We start from the raw sequence: 16,088 nt of genomic DNA on the forward strand, positions 1-16,088 counted from the left end.
GCATTGCAGCATCCGCCCCGGGCCCTCATGAATCTCATCAAGGCGGACCCGCGTCAGCGGGCCTGCCCTTGCTTGCGTTTTAGGGTGCTATGTCTGAAGTCGTCGAGCATCTCGCGGAGCTGACCGGATTCCGGGACCGCGACGTCATGGATGTGACCTTGGTCTCCGCCTTGCGCGACCTGCTGGAGCCGCGCTCCGTGGCGATCTACCGCATCGTCGGAGAGTCCGGTCAGGAGCGCTGGCTCACGCGGGCCCGGCTGGAGGGTGAGCAAGCCGTGGCCAGCGCCGATGCGTTCTGGACCGAGGCCGAGCATCTGCCCGCCCTGCACACACAGCCGGCCCGGCTGGAGTGCATGCGCGAGCGCCATGTGCTGCAGAACCGCCAGGGCGAGCAGTGGCTGACCCTCTTTCCTCTGGCCACCGACCGCGAAGTGGTGGGTGTGCTGGAGTTGGGCACGGATGCACCGCTGCGAAACTCGGCCCAGCGCATGGTCGGCAGCATTCTGCGCATCTATCACAACTTCCAGGGCCTGTTGGACTACAGCGAGCGCGACACCCTGACCGGCCTGCTCAACCGCAAGACCTTTGACGAGAGCTTTCTCAAGGCCCTCAGCGAGCTCAACGCGCCGCAGCGGCAGGCCTGCAGCCTGGCCGAGGACGGGCGCCGCCTGGCCGGGCCCACCGCGGGCCGCCAGCCGCGTTACTGGCTGGGTGTGATCGATATCGACCACTTCAAGTCGGTGAATGACAGGCACGGCCATCTCATCGGTGACGAGGTTCTGCTGCTGCTCTCGCGCCTCATGCGCAACAGCTTCCGCTTTCATGACCTGCTCTACCGCTTCGGCGGCGAGGAGTTCGTGGTCCTGATGCGCTGCGAGGACGATGATGATGCGGCTCAGGCCTTCGAGCGCCTGCGTCTGAACTGCGAGCAGTACGGATTCCCCCAGGTCGGACGCATCACCGTGAGCATTGGCTTTACCGAGGTGCGTGCCGATGATGCGCCGGCCGGTGCCTTCGAGCGCGCCGATCGCGCCGTCTACCATGCCAAGGCGCATGGCCGAAACCAGGTGCGCAGCCATGCCATCCTGGTGGAGCAGGGGCAGATGCGCGAGAGCCGCCAGGTCAGCGCCGTCGAGCTGTTCTGAGACCGACGGGCAGGGGGAGGCTGCGGGATTTCCCTTGGTCTTCATGAGGTCTTAATCAATCGCTTGATTGAATTCGCTAGCATGGGCGGATGTCCGCATCCGAGACCCCCAAGCCCGGCGCCCGCGAACGCATGCTGCGCGAGGCCACCCGCATCTTTGCCAGCAAGGGCTTTGACAAGGCCAGCACCCGCGAGATCTGCCAGGCGGCCGGCGTCAATATCGCCTCCATCCACTACTACTTCGGTGACAAGCAGGGCCTGTACCGCGAGGCCCTGATCCAGCCCATGCTGGAGGTGCTGGCCCATATGCCGGTGCCCGAGGCTGGGCGCCCTCTGCCCGAGTGGTTGCGTGATTTTTTCGGCGCCCTGCTGCTGCCGCTGCGCATGGCCGACTCCGACCTGGCCCATCTGATGCGTTTGATGGGCCGCGAGATGATGGAGCCCAGCGCCGTCTACGACGAGCTCTGCAGCCGCCATATCGCCCCCCTGCACGAGGGCCTGGTGGAGATGCTGCGCCAGCGCTGCGGCCTGGCCCAGGCCGATATGGGCCTGCAGCATCTGGCCCATGCGCTGACCGCCATGGCCCATGACTACTGGATGTCCAGTGACTTCATGGAGTCCTTGAGCCCGGGTGTGGCCCGCGGACCCGGAGCCTACGAGCGGGTGCTCGCCCGCCTGGTGGCCTATGGCCAGGCCCTGATCGAATGCGAGATCGCGCTGCGCCAGCGCGCCGAGGCCCCGGCCTCCAAGACCAGAAAGTCCGCCAAGTCGTGAAAGTGCCCACTACCCCCGCCCGCAGGTCTTTGCCGGGCCTCTTGCTGACTCTGTTGCTGACGGGCTGTGCCCTGGGGCCGGCACCGCGGCCCGAGCTGCCCCAGCCCGCCGCCTGGCAGGCCAGCCTGCCGCATGGGGGCAGCAGCGAGCAGCTGGGCCAGTGGTGGGCGCGCTTTGACGACCCCCTGCTGGCGGCCCTGGTCCGCCAGGCCGAGGCCGCCAATCCGGGCCTGCAGCAGGCTGTGGCGCGCATTGCCCAGGCGCGTGCCGCGGCCGGTGCGGCCCAGGGCGCAGCCCTGCCCCAGCTGGGGCTCGGTGGCTCGCTGAACCGCAGCCGGGCCGCCGTGCCCAGCAGCGAGGGCACGCGCAGCCTGGGCAGTGTGGGCCTGGACGCGAGCTGGGAGCTGGATCTCTTCTCGCGCCAGCGCCTGCAGAGCCAGGCCGCCAGCGAGCGCGCTGCGGCTTCCACGCTGGCCTGGCACCAGGCCAAGATCAGCCTGGCGGCGGAGGTGGCGCAGAACTACCTGGGCCTGCGCAGCTGCGAGCGCCTGCTGGACATCGTGCAGCGCGACGCCGAGTCGATGAGGCTGATTGCCGGCTATGCCCAGGACAAGGCCCGCGTGGGCCTGGAGTCACCCGCCGCTGCTGCCCTGCTGCAAGCCTCGTCCGCCGAGGCTGCCGGCCGCGTGCTGGCCCAGCGCGCCGACTGCGATCTGCAGATCAAGGCCCTGGTGGCGCTCACCGTGCTGGACGAGCCGGCCCTGCGCGCTCGCCTGACCGAGGGCCGGGCCCGCCTGCCGCAGAGCGCGCGCTTTGCCGTGCCGGCCCTGCCCGCAGACCTGCTGGCCCAGCGCCCCGATCTGGCCGCCAGCGAGCGCGAGGTGCTGGCGGCCTGGGCCGAGCGTGGCGCCGCCGACGCCGAGCGCTACCCGCAGCTGCGCCTCACGGGCGCCTTCTCGCGCGGCGCCCTGCGGGTCGGCGGCCTGCGCGATAGCGGCGAGGGCTGGTCTCTCGGCCCCACGCTGAGCCTGCCGCTCTTTGATGGCGGCACGCGCCGCGCCAATCTGGACGCCGCCCAGGCCCGCTACGAGGAGGCCCTGGCCCTGCACAAGGAACGCTTGCTGGGCGCGGTGCGCGAGGTGGAGGAGGTGCTGGTGCGCCTGGACGCGGCCGAGGCCCGCGAGGGCCATGCCCAGGACAGCGCGCGCGGCTACGAGGCTTCGCTGCAGGCCACGCAGGCACGCTGGCAGCGCGGCCTGGCCAGCGCGGCCGAGCTGGAGGAGGCGCGCCGCCTGGCCCTGAATGCCCAGGCCACGCTGCTGCAGGTGCAGCGAGAGCGCCAGAGCGCCTGGATCGCGCTCTACAAGGCCAGCGGTGGTGGCGGCTGGCAGCAGCCCTGAGCCCCCTCGCGCCCGGAGAACAAGGAAGCAGCAATGATGCAGATGAACAAGCACAGCAAGTGGATGGTCACGGCCCTGGCCGCGGCCCTGGTGGGCGGATGGGCCCTGGCGGCCGATTCGGGCAAGGACGGCGCTGCGGCGGCGGCCAAGGCCCGGCCGGCGCTGAGCGTGCAGCTGGTGGCGGTGGACAGCCAGGACTGGCCCCAGAGCCTGAGCGCCAGCGGCACGGTGGCGGCCTGGCAGGAGGCGGTGGTGGGCGCCGAAATCTCGGGCCTGCGCCTCTCGCAAGTGCTGGTGAATGTGGGCGATGCGGTGCGCCGCGGCCAGCTGCTGGCCCAGCTCTCCAGCGACACGGTGCAGGCCGAGCTGGCGCAAAGCCGCGCCGCCGCCGCCGAGGCCCAGGCCGCGCTGGAGGGGGCTCGCCTGGACGCCGAGCGCGCCCGCGCCCTGCAGGCCAGCGGCAGCGGCGCGCTCAGCGCCCAGCAGCTGCAGCAATACCTCACCGCCGAGCAGACCGCCAAGGCCCGTGCGGAAGCGGCCCAGGCCCGCGTGCGCAGCGATGAGCTGCGCCTGGCCCAGACCCGCATCCTGGCGCCGGACGACGGCCTGATCTCGGCCCGCGCCGCCACCCTGGGCGCCGTGGTGCAGGGCCAGGAGCTGTTCCGCCTGATCCGCGGCAAGCGCCTGGAATGGCGGGCCGAGGTGCCGGCCGCCGAGCTGCCGCGCCTCAAGCCCGGTCAGGCGGTGCAGATCAGCCTGCCGGGGGCCGGCACGGCGCCGCTGCGCGGCAGCGTGCGCATGCTGGCGCCCACCGTGGACAGCGCCACGCGCAACGGCCTGGTCTATGTGGATCTGCCCGCCAGCGCCATGGAGGCCGGGCTGCGGGCCGGCAGCTTTGTGCGTGGCGAGATCCAGCTGGGCGGCGGCCGGGTGCTGAGCCTGCCGCAGACGGCGGTGCTGCTGCGCGACGGCTTCAGCTATGTGTTCAAGGTCGGCGCGCAGGGCAAGGTGCAGCAGACCAAGGTGGCTACGGGCCGGCGCGTGGGGGACCGCATCGAGCTGCTCGCGGGCCTCAAGGCCGGGGAGCGCGTGGTCGCCAGCGGCGTGGGCTTCCTCTCCGATGGCGACCTGGTCAAGGTGCTGCCCACCACGACCACGACCACGGCCGCGGGGAAGTAAGCCATGCTGAACGTCTCGTCCTGGTCGATCCGCAATCCGACGCCGGCCATCCTGCTCTTCATCATGCTGACCCTGGCGGGTCTGCTGGGCTTTCGCTGGATGAAGATCCAGAACTTCCCGGACATCGACCTGCCCACCGTGACGGTGTCGGCGGCCCTGCCCGGCGCCTCGCCGGCGCAGCTGGAATCGCAGGTGGCACGCAAGCTGGAGAACCAGATCGCCACCCTGCAGGGGCTCAAGCACATCTACACCACCATCCAGGACGGTACGGTCACGGTGACCGCGGAGTTCCGCCTGGAGAAGCCCACCCAGGAGGCGCTGGACGATGTGCGCGCCGCCGTGGCGCGGGTGCGCTCCGACCTGCCGGGCGAGCTGCGCGACCCCATCGTCAACAAGCTGGAACTCAGCGGCACGCCCATCCTGACCTACACCGTGGCTTCGCTGCGCAAGGAGGGCATGGATGACGAGGCCCTGTCCTGGTTCGTGGACAAGCAGGTGACCAAGCGCATGCTGGCGGTGCGGGGCGTGGGCGCGGTCAGCCGCGTGGGCGGCGTCACGCGCGAGGTGCGCGTGGAGCTGGACCCGATCAAGCTGCTGGCGCTCAACACCACGGCGGCCGAGGTCTCGCGCCAGCTGCGCCAGTTCCAGCAGGAGGCCTCGGGCGGTCGGGTCGATATTGGCGGCGCCGAGCAGTCGGTGCGCACCCTGGCCACGGTGCAGAGTGCCCAGGAGCTGGCCGCCATGGACATCGCCCTGGCAGATGGCCGGCGCCTGCGCCTGGACCAGCTGGCCACGGTGAGCGATACCGTGGCCGAGCAGCGCAGCGCGGCCCTGCTCAATGGCAAGCCGGTCGTGGGTTTCGAGATCACGCGCAGCCGCGGCGCCGGCGAGATCGAGGTGGCCCAGGGTGTGAAGCTGGCGCTCGAAGAGCTCCGGCGCGACCACCCCGAGGTGGAGATCGTTGAGGCCTTCAACTTCGTGGACCCGGTGCAGGAGAACTACGAGGGCTCCATGTACCTGCTCTACGAGGGCGCCTTTCTTGCGGTGCTGGTGGTGTGGTTTTTTCTGCGCGACTGGCGTGCCACCCTGGTGGCGGCCACGGCCTTGCCGCTCTCGGCGATTCCGACCTTCTTTGTCATGGAGCTGCTGGGCTTCTCGATCAATATCGTGACCCTGCTCTCCCTGTCCCTGGTGGTGGGCATCCTGGTGGATGACGCCATCGTCGAGATCGAGAACATCATGCGCCATCTGCGCATGGGCAAGACGCCTTACCAAGCGGCCATGGAGGCGGCGGATGAGATCGGCCTGGCCGTGATCGCCACCACCTTCACCCTGATTGCCGTGTTCCTGCCCACGGCCTTCATGAGCGGCGTGGCGGGCAAGTTCTTCGTGCAGTTCGGCTGGACGGCGGCCATCGCGGTCTTCTTCTCCCTGGTGGTGGCGCGCATGCTCACGCCCATGATGGCGGCCTATCTGCTCAAGCCCCCCCGCGGCCCCGAGCATGAGCCGCGCTGGCTGCAGCGCTACACGGGCTGGGCGCGCTGGTGCCTGCAGCATCGGGTCAAGACCCTGCTGGCCACCGCGCTCTTCACCCTGGGCTCCCTGGGCCTGGTGGGCTTGCTGCCCACCGGCTTCATCCCGCCGGATGATCTGAGCCAGACCCAGGTCAACATCACCCTGCCGCCGGGCAGCACCTTCAAGCAGACGGCCGAGGCGGCCGAGGCCGCAGGCGCCATCGTCAAGGATCACCCCCATGTGCGCCTGATCTACAACGCCATCGGCGGCGGGGCGGCCGGTTCCGATCCTTTTGCGGTGGGCGGCTCACCCGAGGTTCGCAAGGCCACGCTGACCCTGAACCTGAGCCCGCGCGGCGAGCGTCCGGGCCTGAGCAAGCAGGACATCGAGTCGCAGCTGCGCGAGTCGCTGGAGCGCATTCCGGGTGTGCGCATCAAGGTGGGTTTCGGTGGCTCTTCAGAGAAGTATGTGCTGGTGCTGGCGGGCGAGGACGGCCGCGTGCTGGCCGAGCATGCGCAGCTCGTGGAGCGCGAGCTGCGCGGCATTCCGGGCATCGGGGCCGTGACCTCCACGGCCAGCCTGACAAGGCCCGAGCTGATCGTGCGTCCGGACTTCGCGCGCGCTGCCGAGCAGGGCGTCAGTGCAGCGGCCATTGCCGAGACCTTGCGCGTGGCCACGGCCGGCGACTACGAGCAGGAGCTGCCCAAGCTCAACTTGGCCGAACGTCAGGTGCCCATCGTGGTCAAGCTGCCGACCAGCGTGCGCGGCGATCTGGACTACCTGTCGCGACTCCCCGTGCCGGGCAGCCGCGGGCCGGTGCCCTTGTCGAATGTGGCCACGCTGGAGATCGCCAGCGGTCCGGCCCAGATCGACCGCTATGACCGCCAGCGCAATATCAACTTCGAGATCGAACTCAACCAGCAGCCTCTGGGCGAGGTGGCCAAGCAGGCACTGGCCCTGCCCAGCCTGCAGAACCTGCCGCCGGGGGTGATCCAGACCTCGGTGGGTGATGCTGAGGCCATGGAGGAACTCTTTGCCAGCTTCGGCTTGGCCATGCTGACCGGGGTGCTGTGCATCTACATCGTGCTGGTGCTGCTGTTCAAGGACTTCGTCCAGCCCCTCACCATTCTGGTGGCGCTGGTGCTCTCGGTGCCCGGCGCCTTCTTCGCGCTCTTCATCACGCACACGGCCCTGTCCATGCCCTCCATGATCGGTCTGATCATGCTGATGGGCATCGCCACCAAGAACTCCATCCTGCTGGTGGACTATGTGATCATCGCGCGCCGCGACCATGGGCTGGACCGCATGGCGGCCGTGCTGGACGCCTGCCACAAGCGTGCACGACCCATCGTGATGACCACCATCGCCATGGGCGCGGGCATGCTGCCTATTGCCATGGGCATTGGTGTGGACCCGAGCTTCCGCGCGCCCATGGCCATCGTCGTGATCGGCGGTCTGATCACCTCCACCTTCCTGAGCCTGCTGGTGGTGCCCATCGTCTTCACCTATGTGGACGATCTGGTGCAGCGCCTGCGCCCGCGCCGACGCGGGCCCGAGCCTCAGTCGGAGACGGCGCGTGACTTGACCACCCCGTAGCGCGCCAGCGTGCGCGGGCGCGCCTCGTCGTGGCGCACCAGGGGCGGGGCGTAGTCGGCCGGCGTCTCCAGCGGCCCGGCCAGCCAGGGGGCATGAACCAGCTTCTTGGGCAGCTCGGCCAGCTGGGGCAGGTAGCGGCGGATGAAGCGGCCCTCGGGGTCGAACTTCTCGCTCTGGCTCACGGGGTTGAAGATGCGGAAATAGGGCTGGGCATCGCAGCCGCTGGAGGCGGCCCATTGCCAGCCGCCGTTGTTGGCGGCGAGGTCGAAATCCAGCAGCTTCTCGGCGAAGTAGCGCTCGCCCCAGCGCCAGTCCACGCCCAGGTCCTTGATCAGGAAGCTGGCCGTCACCATGCGCAGGCGGTTGTGCATATAGCCCGTGCTGTTGAGCTGGTGCATGGCGGCATCCACCAGGGGGTAGCCGGTTTCGCCGCGGCACCAGGCGGCGAACAGGCGCTCGGCCTCGGGGCCGCGCTCCCAGACGATCTTGTCGTACTCGGGGCGGAAGGCGCTGCCCATGGCATGGGGCCAGTGGTGCATGACCTGGTGGTAGAAGTCGCGCCAGATCAGCTCCGAGAGCCAGACCTCGGCGCCGCGCTCGCCCGCGGTCATGCGCTGCCAGGCCTCGCGCGCCAGACGGCGGATCGAGAGCGTGCCAAAGCGCAGATGCACGCTCAGATAGCTGGGGCCCTTGACGGCTGGGAAGTCGCGGGCCTGGTCATAGCGGTCTATGCGCTGGAGAAAGTCCTCGAGCAAGGTCTCGGCCTTGTCGGCCGCCAGATGCTCGGCCAGGCCGGCGTCCTGGAAGCCGATGTCCGCGAGGCTGGGCACGCCTTGCGCCAGGGCGTGGGGGGCAAGGGCCTCGGCGTAGCGCGCCACCGGATAGGCGCGCAGATAGAACTCGTCCACCTTCTTGAGCCAGGCGTTCTTGTAGGGCGTGAACACGGCATAGGGCTTGCCGGCGCCGGTGAGCAGCTCGCTGCGCTCGAAGATCACATGGTCCTTGAAGCTGTGCCAGGCGCGGCCCTGGGCGGCCAGGGCCTGGGCCACCGCGGCGTCGCGGGCCAGGGCCTGGGGCTCGTCATCATGGTTGGCAAACACGGCCTGCACGCCCAGCTCGGCAGCCAGGCGCGGGATCTCCTCGGCGGCCGCAGCATGCCGCACGATCAGGGCGCCGCCTTGCGCGCGCAGCTGCGCGTCCAGGGCCTGCAGGGCCTGCAGGATGAACTGCACCCGGCGATCTGCCCGGGGCAGGGCGTCCAGGATGGCCCTGTCCAGCACAAAAACGCAGAAAACCCGGCGTGCCTGGCGCAGGGCGTGGTAGAGGGCGGCCTGGTCGTCCAGGCGCAGATCGCGCCGGAACCAGACCAGGGCTTGGTCCAAAGTCTTGCTGCTCATGGGCAGAGAATAAAATGCCCGGATGTCCAAGCACCAGATGGCCCTCACCAACCAGTTCCTGATCGCCATGCCGGGCATGGCGGACGATGCTTTTGCCGGAACCGTCATCTACCTGTGCGAGCACAACGACAAGGGGGCCCTGGGCCTGGTGATCAACAAGCCCATCTCCCTGACCTTGGGCAATCTCTTCGAGAAGGTGGACCTGAACCTGCCCGACGAGGAACTGGCCGCACGGCCGGTGTTCTATGGCGGCCCGGTGCAGACCGAGCGCGGCTTTGTGCTGCACGAGCCCCTGGACGAGGAGGGCGGCCACTACAACGCCACCCTGGCCGTGCCGGGCGGCCTGGAGATGACCACCAGCCGCGATGTGCTGGAGGCCCTGGCCCACGGCGCCGGCCCCAAGAGGCTGCTGGTGACCCTGGGCTACAGCGGCTGGGCCGCCGGCCAGCTGGAGGAGGAGATAGGCCGCAACGGCTGGCTCACCGTGGACGCTCAGCCAGCCATCATCTTTGACACCCCCGTCGAGCAGCGCTACGACAAGGCCCTGTCCCTGCTGGGCATCGACCCGCGCATGCTCAGCATGGACGCGGGTCACGCATGATGCCGGCTGCCCCCAAGCCCCTCTCTGCCGCCACACCGGCCACCGCGCAGTCCCTTCTGGCTTTTGATTTCGGCACCCGCCGGGTGGGCGTGGCCACGGGCACGCGCTTCAGCGGCACGGGCCAGCCCCTGCGCAGCATCCAGCAGGAGGGCGAGGCGCGCTTCGAGGCCATTGCCCGCCTGGTCCAGGAGTGGCAGCCCGATGCCCTGGTGATCGGCGTGCCCTTCCACCCCGATGGCGCGGAGCACGAGGTCACGCTGCGGGCGCGCAAGTTCGGCCGCCAGCTCAGAAGCCGCTTCCGCCTGCCCGTCTACGAGGTGGACGAGCGCTACACCAGCGTCGAGGCCGAGAGCCAGGGCGCGCGCGATATCGACGCGGCCTCGGCCGCGCTGATTCTTGAACAATTCTTCCGGGAACACCCATGAGCACACTTCTCCTCGATGCCGAGGCGCTCTACACCGACCTTCTGCGCGGTGTGCAGCGGCTGCTGCAGCCCAACACGGCCCTGGTGGGCATCTGGTCGGGCGGCGCCTGGCTGGCCGAGCGCCTGCAGAAGGACCTGGGCCTGGCGGGCTTGCCCGGCGTGATCTCCAGCGCCTTGCACCGCGATGACTTCGGCTCCAAGGGCATGAGCGCCGCGGCCGACCACACCAAGCTGCCCTTCGAGGTGGAGGGCCGTCCCATCCTGCTGATCGACGATGTGCTCTACACCGGCCGCACCACGCGCGCGGTGATCAACGAGCTCTTCGACTTCGGCCGCCCCGCCAGCGTGACCCTGGCTGTGCTGGTGGACCGAGGCGGACGTCAGCTGCCCATCGAGCCGGCCTTCTCGGCCGCGCGCGTCACGCTGGCCGTGGAGCAGAAGCTGCGCCTGGCCCGCGACGCCGAGGGCCGTTTCAGCTTCGACGTGAAGTGAGGCCGGGGAGAGAACACACCATGCTGAGCAAACGAAACCCCCAACTGAACAAGCACGGCGAGCTGATCCATCTGCTCTCCATCGAAGGCCTGCCGCAGGCGGTGATCCACCAGATCCTGGACACGGCCGGCACCTTTCTCTCGGTCAATGACCGCGAGGTCAAGAAGGTGCCCCTGCTGCGCGGCAAGTCGGTCTTCAATCTGTTCTTCGAGAACAGCACCCGCACCCGCACCACCTTCGAGATCGCGGCCAAGCGCCTCTCGGCCGATGTGATCAATCTCGACATCGCGCGCTCCAGCACCGCCAAGGGCGAAACCCTGCTGGACACGGTGGCCAATCTGAGCGCCATGCACGCGGACATGTTCGTGGTGCGCCACAGCGAGAGCGGTGCGCCCTATCTGATCGCCCAGCATTGCGCGCCCCATGTGCATGTGGTGAATGCGGGCGACGGCCGCCATGCCCACCCGACCCAGGGCCTGCTCGATATGTACACGATCAGGCACTACAAGAAGGACTTCCGCAATCTGACCGTGGCCATCGTGGGCGATATCGTGCACTCGCGCGTGGCCCGCTCCGACATCCACGCGCTCAACATCCTGGGCGTGCCCGAGATCCGCGCCGTGGGCCCCAAGACCCTGGTGCCGGGCGACCTCAAGGACATGGGCGTGCGCGTCTGCCACGACATGGCCGAGGGCATCCGGGATGCCGACGTCATCATCATGCTGCGCCTGCAGAACGAGCGCATGAGCGGCGCCATGCTGCCCAGCGCCGGTGAGTTCTTCAAGAACTTCGGCCTCACGCCCGAGAAGCTGGCCCTGGCCAAACCCGACGCCATCGTGATGCACCCGGGCCCGATCAACCGCGGCGTGGAGATCGACTCCGCCGTGGCCGATGGCAAGCAGAGCGTGATCCTGCCGCAGGTGACCTTCGGCATCGCCGTGCGCATGGCCGTCATGAGCATCCTCGCTGGGAACGAAGCATGAAGATCCTGATCAAGAACGGCCGGCTGATCGACCCGGCATCCAACCTGGACAAGCAGGGCGATCTGGCCATCGCGGCCGGCCGCATCGTGGCCCTGGGCCATGTGCCGGCGGACTTCGAGGCCAACCGTGTCATCGACGCCAGCGGCCTGGTGGTGGCCCCCGGCCTGGTGGACCTGGCGGCGCGCCTGCGCGAGCCGGGTCTGGAGCAGCGCGGCATGCTGGAGAGCGAGCTGGCCGCGGCCGCGGCTGGTGGCGTGACCAGCCTGGTCTGCCCGCCCGACACCGACCCGGCGCTGGACGAGCCGGGCCTGGTCGAGATGCTGAAGTTCCGCGCCCGCAAGCTCAGCCTGTGCCGGCTCTTCCCGCTCGGTGCACTCACGCGTGGCCTGGCCGGCGAGGCGCTGACCGAGATGGCCGAGCTGACCGAGGCCGGCTGCGTGGGCTTCGGCCAGGCCGAGCGCCCCATCAAGAACACCCAGTTCCTGACCCGCGCCTTCCAGTACGCCGCCACCTATGACTACGCGGTCTGGCTGCGCCCGCTGGATCCCTGGCTGTCCGGCGGCGTGGCCGCCAGCGGCGCCGTGGCCACCCGCCTGGGCCTGGCCGGCGTGCCGGTGACGGCCGAGACCATCGCCCTGCACACCATCTTCGAGCTGGTGCGGGCCACCGGCGCGCGCGTGCATCTGTGCCGCCTCTCCAGCGCGGCCGGCGTGGCCCTGCTGCGCGCGGCCAAGCAGGAGGGACTGCCGGTCACGGCCGATGTGTCCATCAACTCCCTGCACCTGACCGATATGGACATCGGCTTCTTCAACTCCGCGATGCGCCTGAACCCGCCGCTGCGCCAGGGCCGCGACCGCGACGCCCTGCGCGCCGCCCTGGCCGATGGCACCCTGGACGCCCTGGTCTCCGACCATATGCCGGTGGACGAGGACGAGAAGATGCTGCCCTTTGCCGAGGCCACGCCCGGCGCCACCGGCCTGGAGCTGCTGCTGAGTCTGGCGCTCAAATGGGCCGAGGACGACAAGCAGCCTCTGGCGCGCGCCCTGGCCACGGTCACGGCCGAGCCGGTGCGCGTGCTGGGTCCGGCCCTGGGCTCGCTGGCGGCCAGCGCCGGCCGTCTGGTGGAAGGCGGGGTGGCGGACGTCTGCGTCTTCGACGCCCAGACCCGCTGGGCCGTGCGCCCCGAGGCCCTGCTGAGCCAGGGCAAGTACACGCCGTTTGCGGCGGACGTGAGCGGCTTCGAGCTGCCCGGCCGCGTGCGTTACACCCTGGTGGCCGGCCACATCGCCCACGAATGCGCAGCCTGATCGCTGTCTGGCGCCTCGCCCGCGTCTTTGCGCATGTGCTGCGGGGCCTGCTGATCATCAGCCTGCGCTTCGGCAGCTTGAGGCCCGCCCAGCGTCACGCCCATGTGGGTGCCTGGTCGCGCCGCCTGCTGCAGCTGCTGGGCGTGCGTCTGGAGGCCGTGGGTCAGGGGCGTCCCGGCGCCAAGCTGTTGGTGGCCAACCATGTGTCCTGGCTGGATATCGCGGCCATGCATGCGGTGCTCCCGGAGGCGCGATTCATCTCCAAGGGCGATGTGCAGCACTGGCCGCTGGTGGGGCGCCTGGTCGTCGGCGTGGGCACCCTCTTCATCGAGCGTGCCAGCAAGCGCGATGCGCTGCGCGTGGTGCACCAGACGGCCGACGCCCTCAAGGCCGGGGACACCGTGGCCGTCTTTCCCGAGGGCACGACCGGGGCCGGTCCCGAGCTGCTGCCCTTCCATGCCAATCTGCTGCAGGCGGCCATTGCCACCGAGCAACCCATACAGCCCGTGGTGCTGCGCTGGCACGAGCCGCATGAGTCCTTCAGCACGGCGGCGCGCTTCATCGGTGACACCAGCCTGGCCCAGAGCCTGTGGCGCATTGCCAGCGCCCGCGACCTGGCCGTGCGGGTGGAGGTCTTGACGGCCCAGGCCACGGCCCATGCGGATCGGCGCGCGCTGGCCGAGCATCTGCGCGAACAGATTGGCGCGGCCTTGATCGCGGGCATGCGCTAGTACCAGGGCCTGGGCTACATTGGGGCGATGAGCGATTGCAGCAGCCCCGCCAGCCAGACCCTGAAGATCCGCCGTGTCGGCATCGACACCTGGCGCGAGAACGTGGTCTATATGCACCGCGACTGTCCCGTGGTGCGTGCCGCGGGCTTTCAGGCCCTGTCCAAGGTCGAGGTTCATGCCAATGGGCAGACCATCCTGGCCGTGCTCAATGTGGTGAGCGACGAGCACATCGTCAAGGGCTGCGAGCTGGGGGTCAGTGAAGACGCCTTTGCCCGCCTGGGGGTCAACGATGGCCACAGCGCCAGCGTCAGCCATGCCGAGCCGCCACAGTCCATCGCGGCCCTGCACCGCAAGATCGCGGGCGAGCGCCTGAGCAAGGAAGAGATCCACGCCATCATCCGCGACGTGGCCCAGGCCCGCTACTCCAAGGTGGAGCTGGCGGCCTTTGTGGTGGCCACCAACCAGTACGAGCTGGACCGCGAGGAGATCGTGCACCTCACCGAGGCCATGATTGCCGTGGGGCGCCGCCTGGACTGGCAGCGTCAGGTGGGTCATGGGGTGGTGGTGGACAAGCATTGCATCGGCGGCATTCCGGGCAACCGCACCTCCATGCTGGTGGTGCCCATCGTGGCGGCCCACGGCATGACCTGCCCCAAGACCAGCTCACGCGCCATCACCTCGCCCTCGGGCACGGCCGACACCATGGAGGTGCTGGCGCGCGTGGAGCTGCCCTTTGAGCGCATGGTCGAAATCGTGCGCGAGACCCATGCCTGCCTGGCCTGGGGCGGCACGGCCGACCTCTCGCCCGCCGACGACATCCTGATCTCGGTGGAGCGCCCGCTCTCCATCGATTCGCCGGGCCAGATGGTGGCGTCCATCCTGTCCAAGAAGATCGCCGCCGGTTCCACCCATCTGGTGCTGGACATTCCGGTGGGCCCCAGCGCCAAGGTGCGCTCCATCGCCGAGGCTCAGCGTCTGAAGAAGCTGTTCGAGTACGTGGCCAAGCATCTGCGTCTGCAGCTCGATGTGGTGCTGTCCGACGGCCGCCAGCCCATAGGCCGGGGCATAGGGCCGGTGCTGGAAGCGCGCGATGTGATGCAGGTGCTGCAGGGCGATCCATCCGCGCCCCAGGATCTGCGCCAGAAGGCCTTGCGCCTGGCCGGCCGCATGATCGAGTTCGACCCCGATGTGCGGGGTGGCGAGGGCTTCCAGATCGCGCGCGACATCCTGGACTCCGGGCGAGCCCTGGCGCAGATGAATGCCATCATCGACGCCCAGGGGCGCCGCGAGCAGGTCTTGCAGCCGGGGCAGCTGCAGGCCGAGGTCTGCGCCGCGAGCGATGGGGTGGTGATTGCGACCGACAATCTGCGCATTGCCCGCATCGCCCGTCTGGCCGGTGCGCCCCAGGTGCCCTCAGCGGGCCTGGACCTGCTCAAGAAGCTGGGTGATCGGGTGACCCAGGGCGAGCCGCTCTACCGCATCCATGCCCAGTACGAGGCCGATCTGCGCTTTGCCCTGGCGCATGCGCAAAAGGATTCGGGCTATGCCCTGGGCAGCGCTCAGGAACTGCCGCGCGAATTTGCCAGCGGCAGCCCCTTCCTGTTCTGAGGCTGTGACACCGCTGCCTGCTGCGAAAAAGGAGAAGTCCATGGAGCAGACTCTGCTGCTGGCGTTCGAGGATGAGGCGCCCTTGGCGCGCGAGTTGAGTGAAGCCCTGGCGGTGTCGCTGGCTTTTGTGGGTCGGCACCGTTTTCCCGACGGCGAGTTGCGTCTTGTGCTGCCCAAGCCCCTGCCGCCGCATGTGCTGCTGCTGCGCGGACTGCAGCAACCGAACGAGAAGCTGGTGGAGTTGCTGATCGCGGCGCCCACGGCGCGGGAGCTGGGCGCGCGTCAGCTCTTGTTGCTGGCGCCCTACCTGGCCTATATGCGCCAGGACATGGAGTTCACGCCCGGCGAGGCGGTCAGCCAGCGCCATATCGCCCGACTGCTCGCCCAACAGTTCGATCATGTGCTGACCATCGATCCGCATCTGCACCGCATTGCCAGCCTGGACGAGGTGATGCCGCCGGGGGCAGGGCTTGCCTTGTCGGCCGCCCCCTTGCTCGGGGCCTGGATCGCGCAGCGCGTGCCGTACGGTCTGCTGATCGGGCCGGACGAGGAGTCCTCCCAGTGGGTCCGCGAAGCGGCCCGCGCGGGCGGGCTGGAGTACGCCGTGGGGCGCAAGCTGCGGCACGGCGATCATGATGTGAGCCTGGCCCTGCCCGAGCTGCCGGTGGCTGGGCGTGCCGTGGTGCTGCTGGACGATATGGCCTCCACCGGCCGCACCCTGATCGGCTCGGCCGCCGAGCTGCTGCGGCGCGGCGCGGCCTCGGTCGATGTCGCCGTGACCCATGCGCTGTTCAACGGCGATGCCCTGCCGGCGCTGCGCGCGGCGGGCGTGCGCCACATCTGGAGCAGCACCAGCGTGCCGCACGAGAGCAATGCGCTCAGCGTGGTGCCGCTGCTGGCCCAGGCCCTGCGCCGGCTGCTGCAGCACTGACGCCGG

Annotated in this window: 14 protein-coding genes; 13 read left to right on the forward strand and 1 reads right to left on the reverse strand. The window is 69.3% G+C overall.

Annotation, left to right across the window (positions count from 1 at the left end; genetic code table 11):
- The first annotated feature begins 89 nt into the window (after nt 1–89).
- The 5 genes from ACK5F2_RS14030 (at nt 90) to ACK5F2_RS14050 (ending at nt 7,608) form a co-directional block, all read left to right on the forward strand.
- Nucleotides 90–1,145 (forward strand): GGDEF domain-containing protein, encoded by a 1,056-nt coding sequence (locus ACK5F2_RS14030; RefSeq protein ID WP_409865578.1) that lies wholly within the window; start codon nt 90–92, stop codon nt 1,143–1,145.
- An 89-nt stretch (nt 1,146–1,234) separates the two neighbouring features.
- Nucleotides 1,235–1,918 (forward strand): TetR/AcrR family transcriptional regulator, encoded by a 684-nt coding sequence (locus tag ACK5F2_RS14035; protein WP_409865581.1) that lies wholly within the window; start codon nt 1,235–1,237, stop codon nt 1,916–1,918.
- A 41-nt stretch (nt 1,919–1,959) separates the two neighbouring features.
- A complete protein-coding gene (locus ACK5F2_RS14040) occupies nt 1,960–3,318 on the forward strand; it encodes an efflux transporter outer membrane subunit (RefSeq protein ID WP_409865583.1) in 1,359 nt (452 codons plus the stop codon).
- A 33-nt stretch (nt 3,319–3,351) separates the two neighbouring features.
- Nucleotides 3,352–4,497, forward strand: a complete 1,146-nt coding sequence (locus ACK5F2_RS14045) for an efflux RND transporter periplasmic adaptor subunit (RefSeq protein WP_409865585.1) — start codon at nt 3,352–3,354, stop codon at nt 4,495–4,497.
- Nucleotides 4,498–4,500: 3 nt separating this feature from the next.
- Entirely contained in the window at nt 4,501–7,608 is a 3,108-nt protein-coding gene (locus ACK5F2_RS14050; RefSeq protein ID WP_409865588.1) for an efflux RND transporter permease subunit, read from the forward strand.
- Here ACK5F2_RS14050 and ACK5F2_RS14055 read toward each other — a convergent pair.
- On the reverse strand, nt 7,572–9,005 hold the full coding sequence (locus ACK5F2_RS14055; RefSeq protein ID WP_409865591.1) for a cryptochrome/photolyase family protein: 1,434 nt from the start codon (nt 9,003–9,005) through the stop codon (nt 7,572–7,574). The genes ACK5F2_RS14050 and ACK5F2_RS14055 overlap by 37 nt on opposite strands.
- Before the next feature lie 22 nt (nt 9,006–9,027).
- Here ACK5F2_RS14055 and ACK5F2_RS14060 point away from each other — a divergent pair, with 22 nt between their 5' ends.
- From ACK5F2_RS14060 to ACK5F2_RS14095, 8 genes are read left to right on the forward strand one after another with little or no spacing between them, the layout of a single operon-like run.
- A complete protein-coding gene (locus ACK5F2_RS14060) occupies nt 9,028–9,606 on the forward strand; it encodes a YqgE/AlgH family protein (protein ID WP_246030856.1) in 579 nt (192 codons plus the stop codon).
- Nucleotides 9,603–10,031, forward strand: a complete 429-nt coding sequence (ruvX, locus tag ACK5F2_RS14065) for a Holliday junction resolvase RuvX (RefSeq protein ID WP_409865593.1) — start codon at nt 9,603–9,605, stop codon at nt 10,029–10,031. Before ACK5F2_RS14060 ends, ruvX begins: the two co-directional genes overlap by 4 nt.
- A complete protein-coding gene (pyrR, locus tag ACK5F2_RS14070; protein WP_409865596.1) occupies nt 10,028–10,522 on the forward strand; it encodes a bifunctional pyr operon transcriptional regulator/uracil phosphoribosyltransferase PyrR in 495 nt (164 codons plus the stop codon). The genes ruvX and pyrR overlap by 4 nt, the downstream gene beginning before the upstream one ends.
- Nucleotides 10,523–10,542: 20 nt before the next feature.
- Nucleotides 10,543–11,505 (forward strand): aspartate carbamoyltransferase catalytic subunit, encoded by a 963-nt coding sequence (locus tag ACK5F2_RS14075; protein WP_133604496.1) that lies wholly within the window; start codon nt 10,543–10,545, stop codon nt 11,503–11,505.
- Nucleotides 11,502–12,812 carry a dihydroorotase gene (locus tag ACK5F2_RS14080; RefSeq protein WP_409865598.1) on the forward strand — a complete coding sequence of 437 codons (1,311 nt, stop codon included), beginning with the start codon at nt 11,502–11,504 and terminating at the stop codon, nt 12,810–12,812. The genes ACK5F2_RS14075 and ACK5F2_RS14080 overlap by 4 nt, the downstream gene beginning before the upstream one ends.
- A complete protein-coding gene (locus ACK5F2_RS14085; RefSeq protein ID WP_409865600.1) occupies nt 12,800–13,543 on the forward strand; it encodes a lysophospholipid acyltransferase family protein in 744 nt (247 codons plus the stop codon). Before ACK5F2_RS14080 ends, ACK5F2_RS14085 begins: the two co-directional genes overlap by 13 nt.
- 27 nt (nt 13,544–13,570) lie before the next feature.
- Nucleotides 13,571–15,151 carry a thymidine phosphorylase family protein gene (locus ACK5F2_RS14090; protein ID WP_409865603.1) on the forward strand — a complete coding sequence of 527 codons (1,581 nt, stop codon included), beginning with the start codon at nt 13,571–13,573 and terminating at the stop codon, nt 15,149–15,151.
- A gap of 40 nt (nt 15,152–15,191) precedes the next feature.
- Nucleotides 15,192–16,082 carry a ribose-phosphate diphosphokinase gene (locus tag ACK5F2_RS14095; RefSeq protein ID WP_409865605.1) on the forward strand — a complete coding sequence of 297 codons (891 nt, stop codon included), beginning with the start codon at nt 15,192–15,194 and terminating at the stop codon, nt 16,080–16,082.
- The last annotated feature ends 6 nt before the right edge of the window (nt 16,083–16,088 follow it).

Origin of the sequence: Roseateles sp., from assembly GCF_046300915.1 — a bacterium.
Classification (GTDB): Bacteria; Pseudomonadota; Gammaproteobacteria; order Burkholderiales; family Burkholderiaceae_C; genus Kinneretia.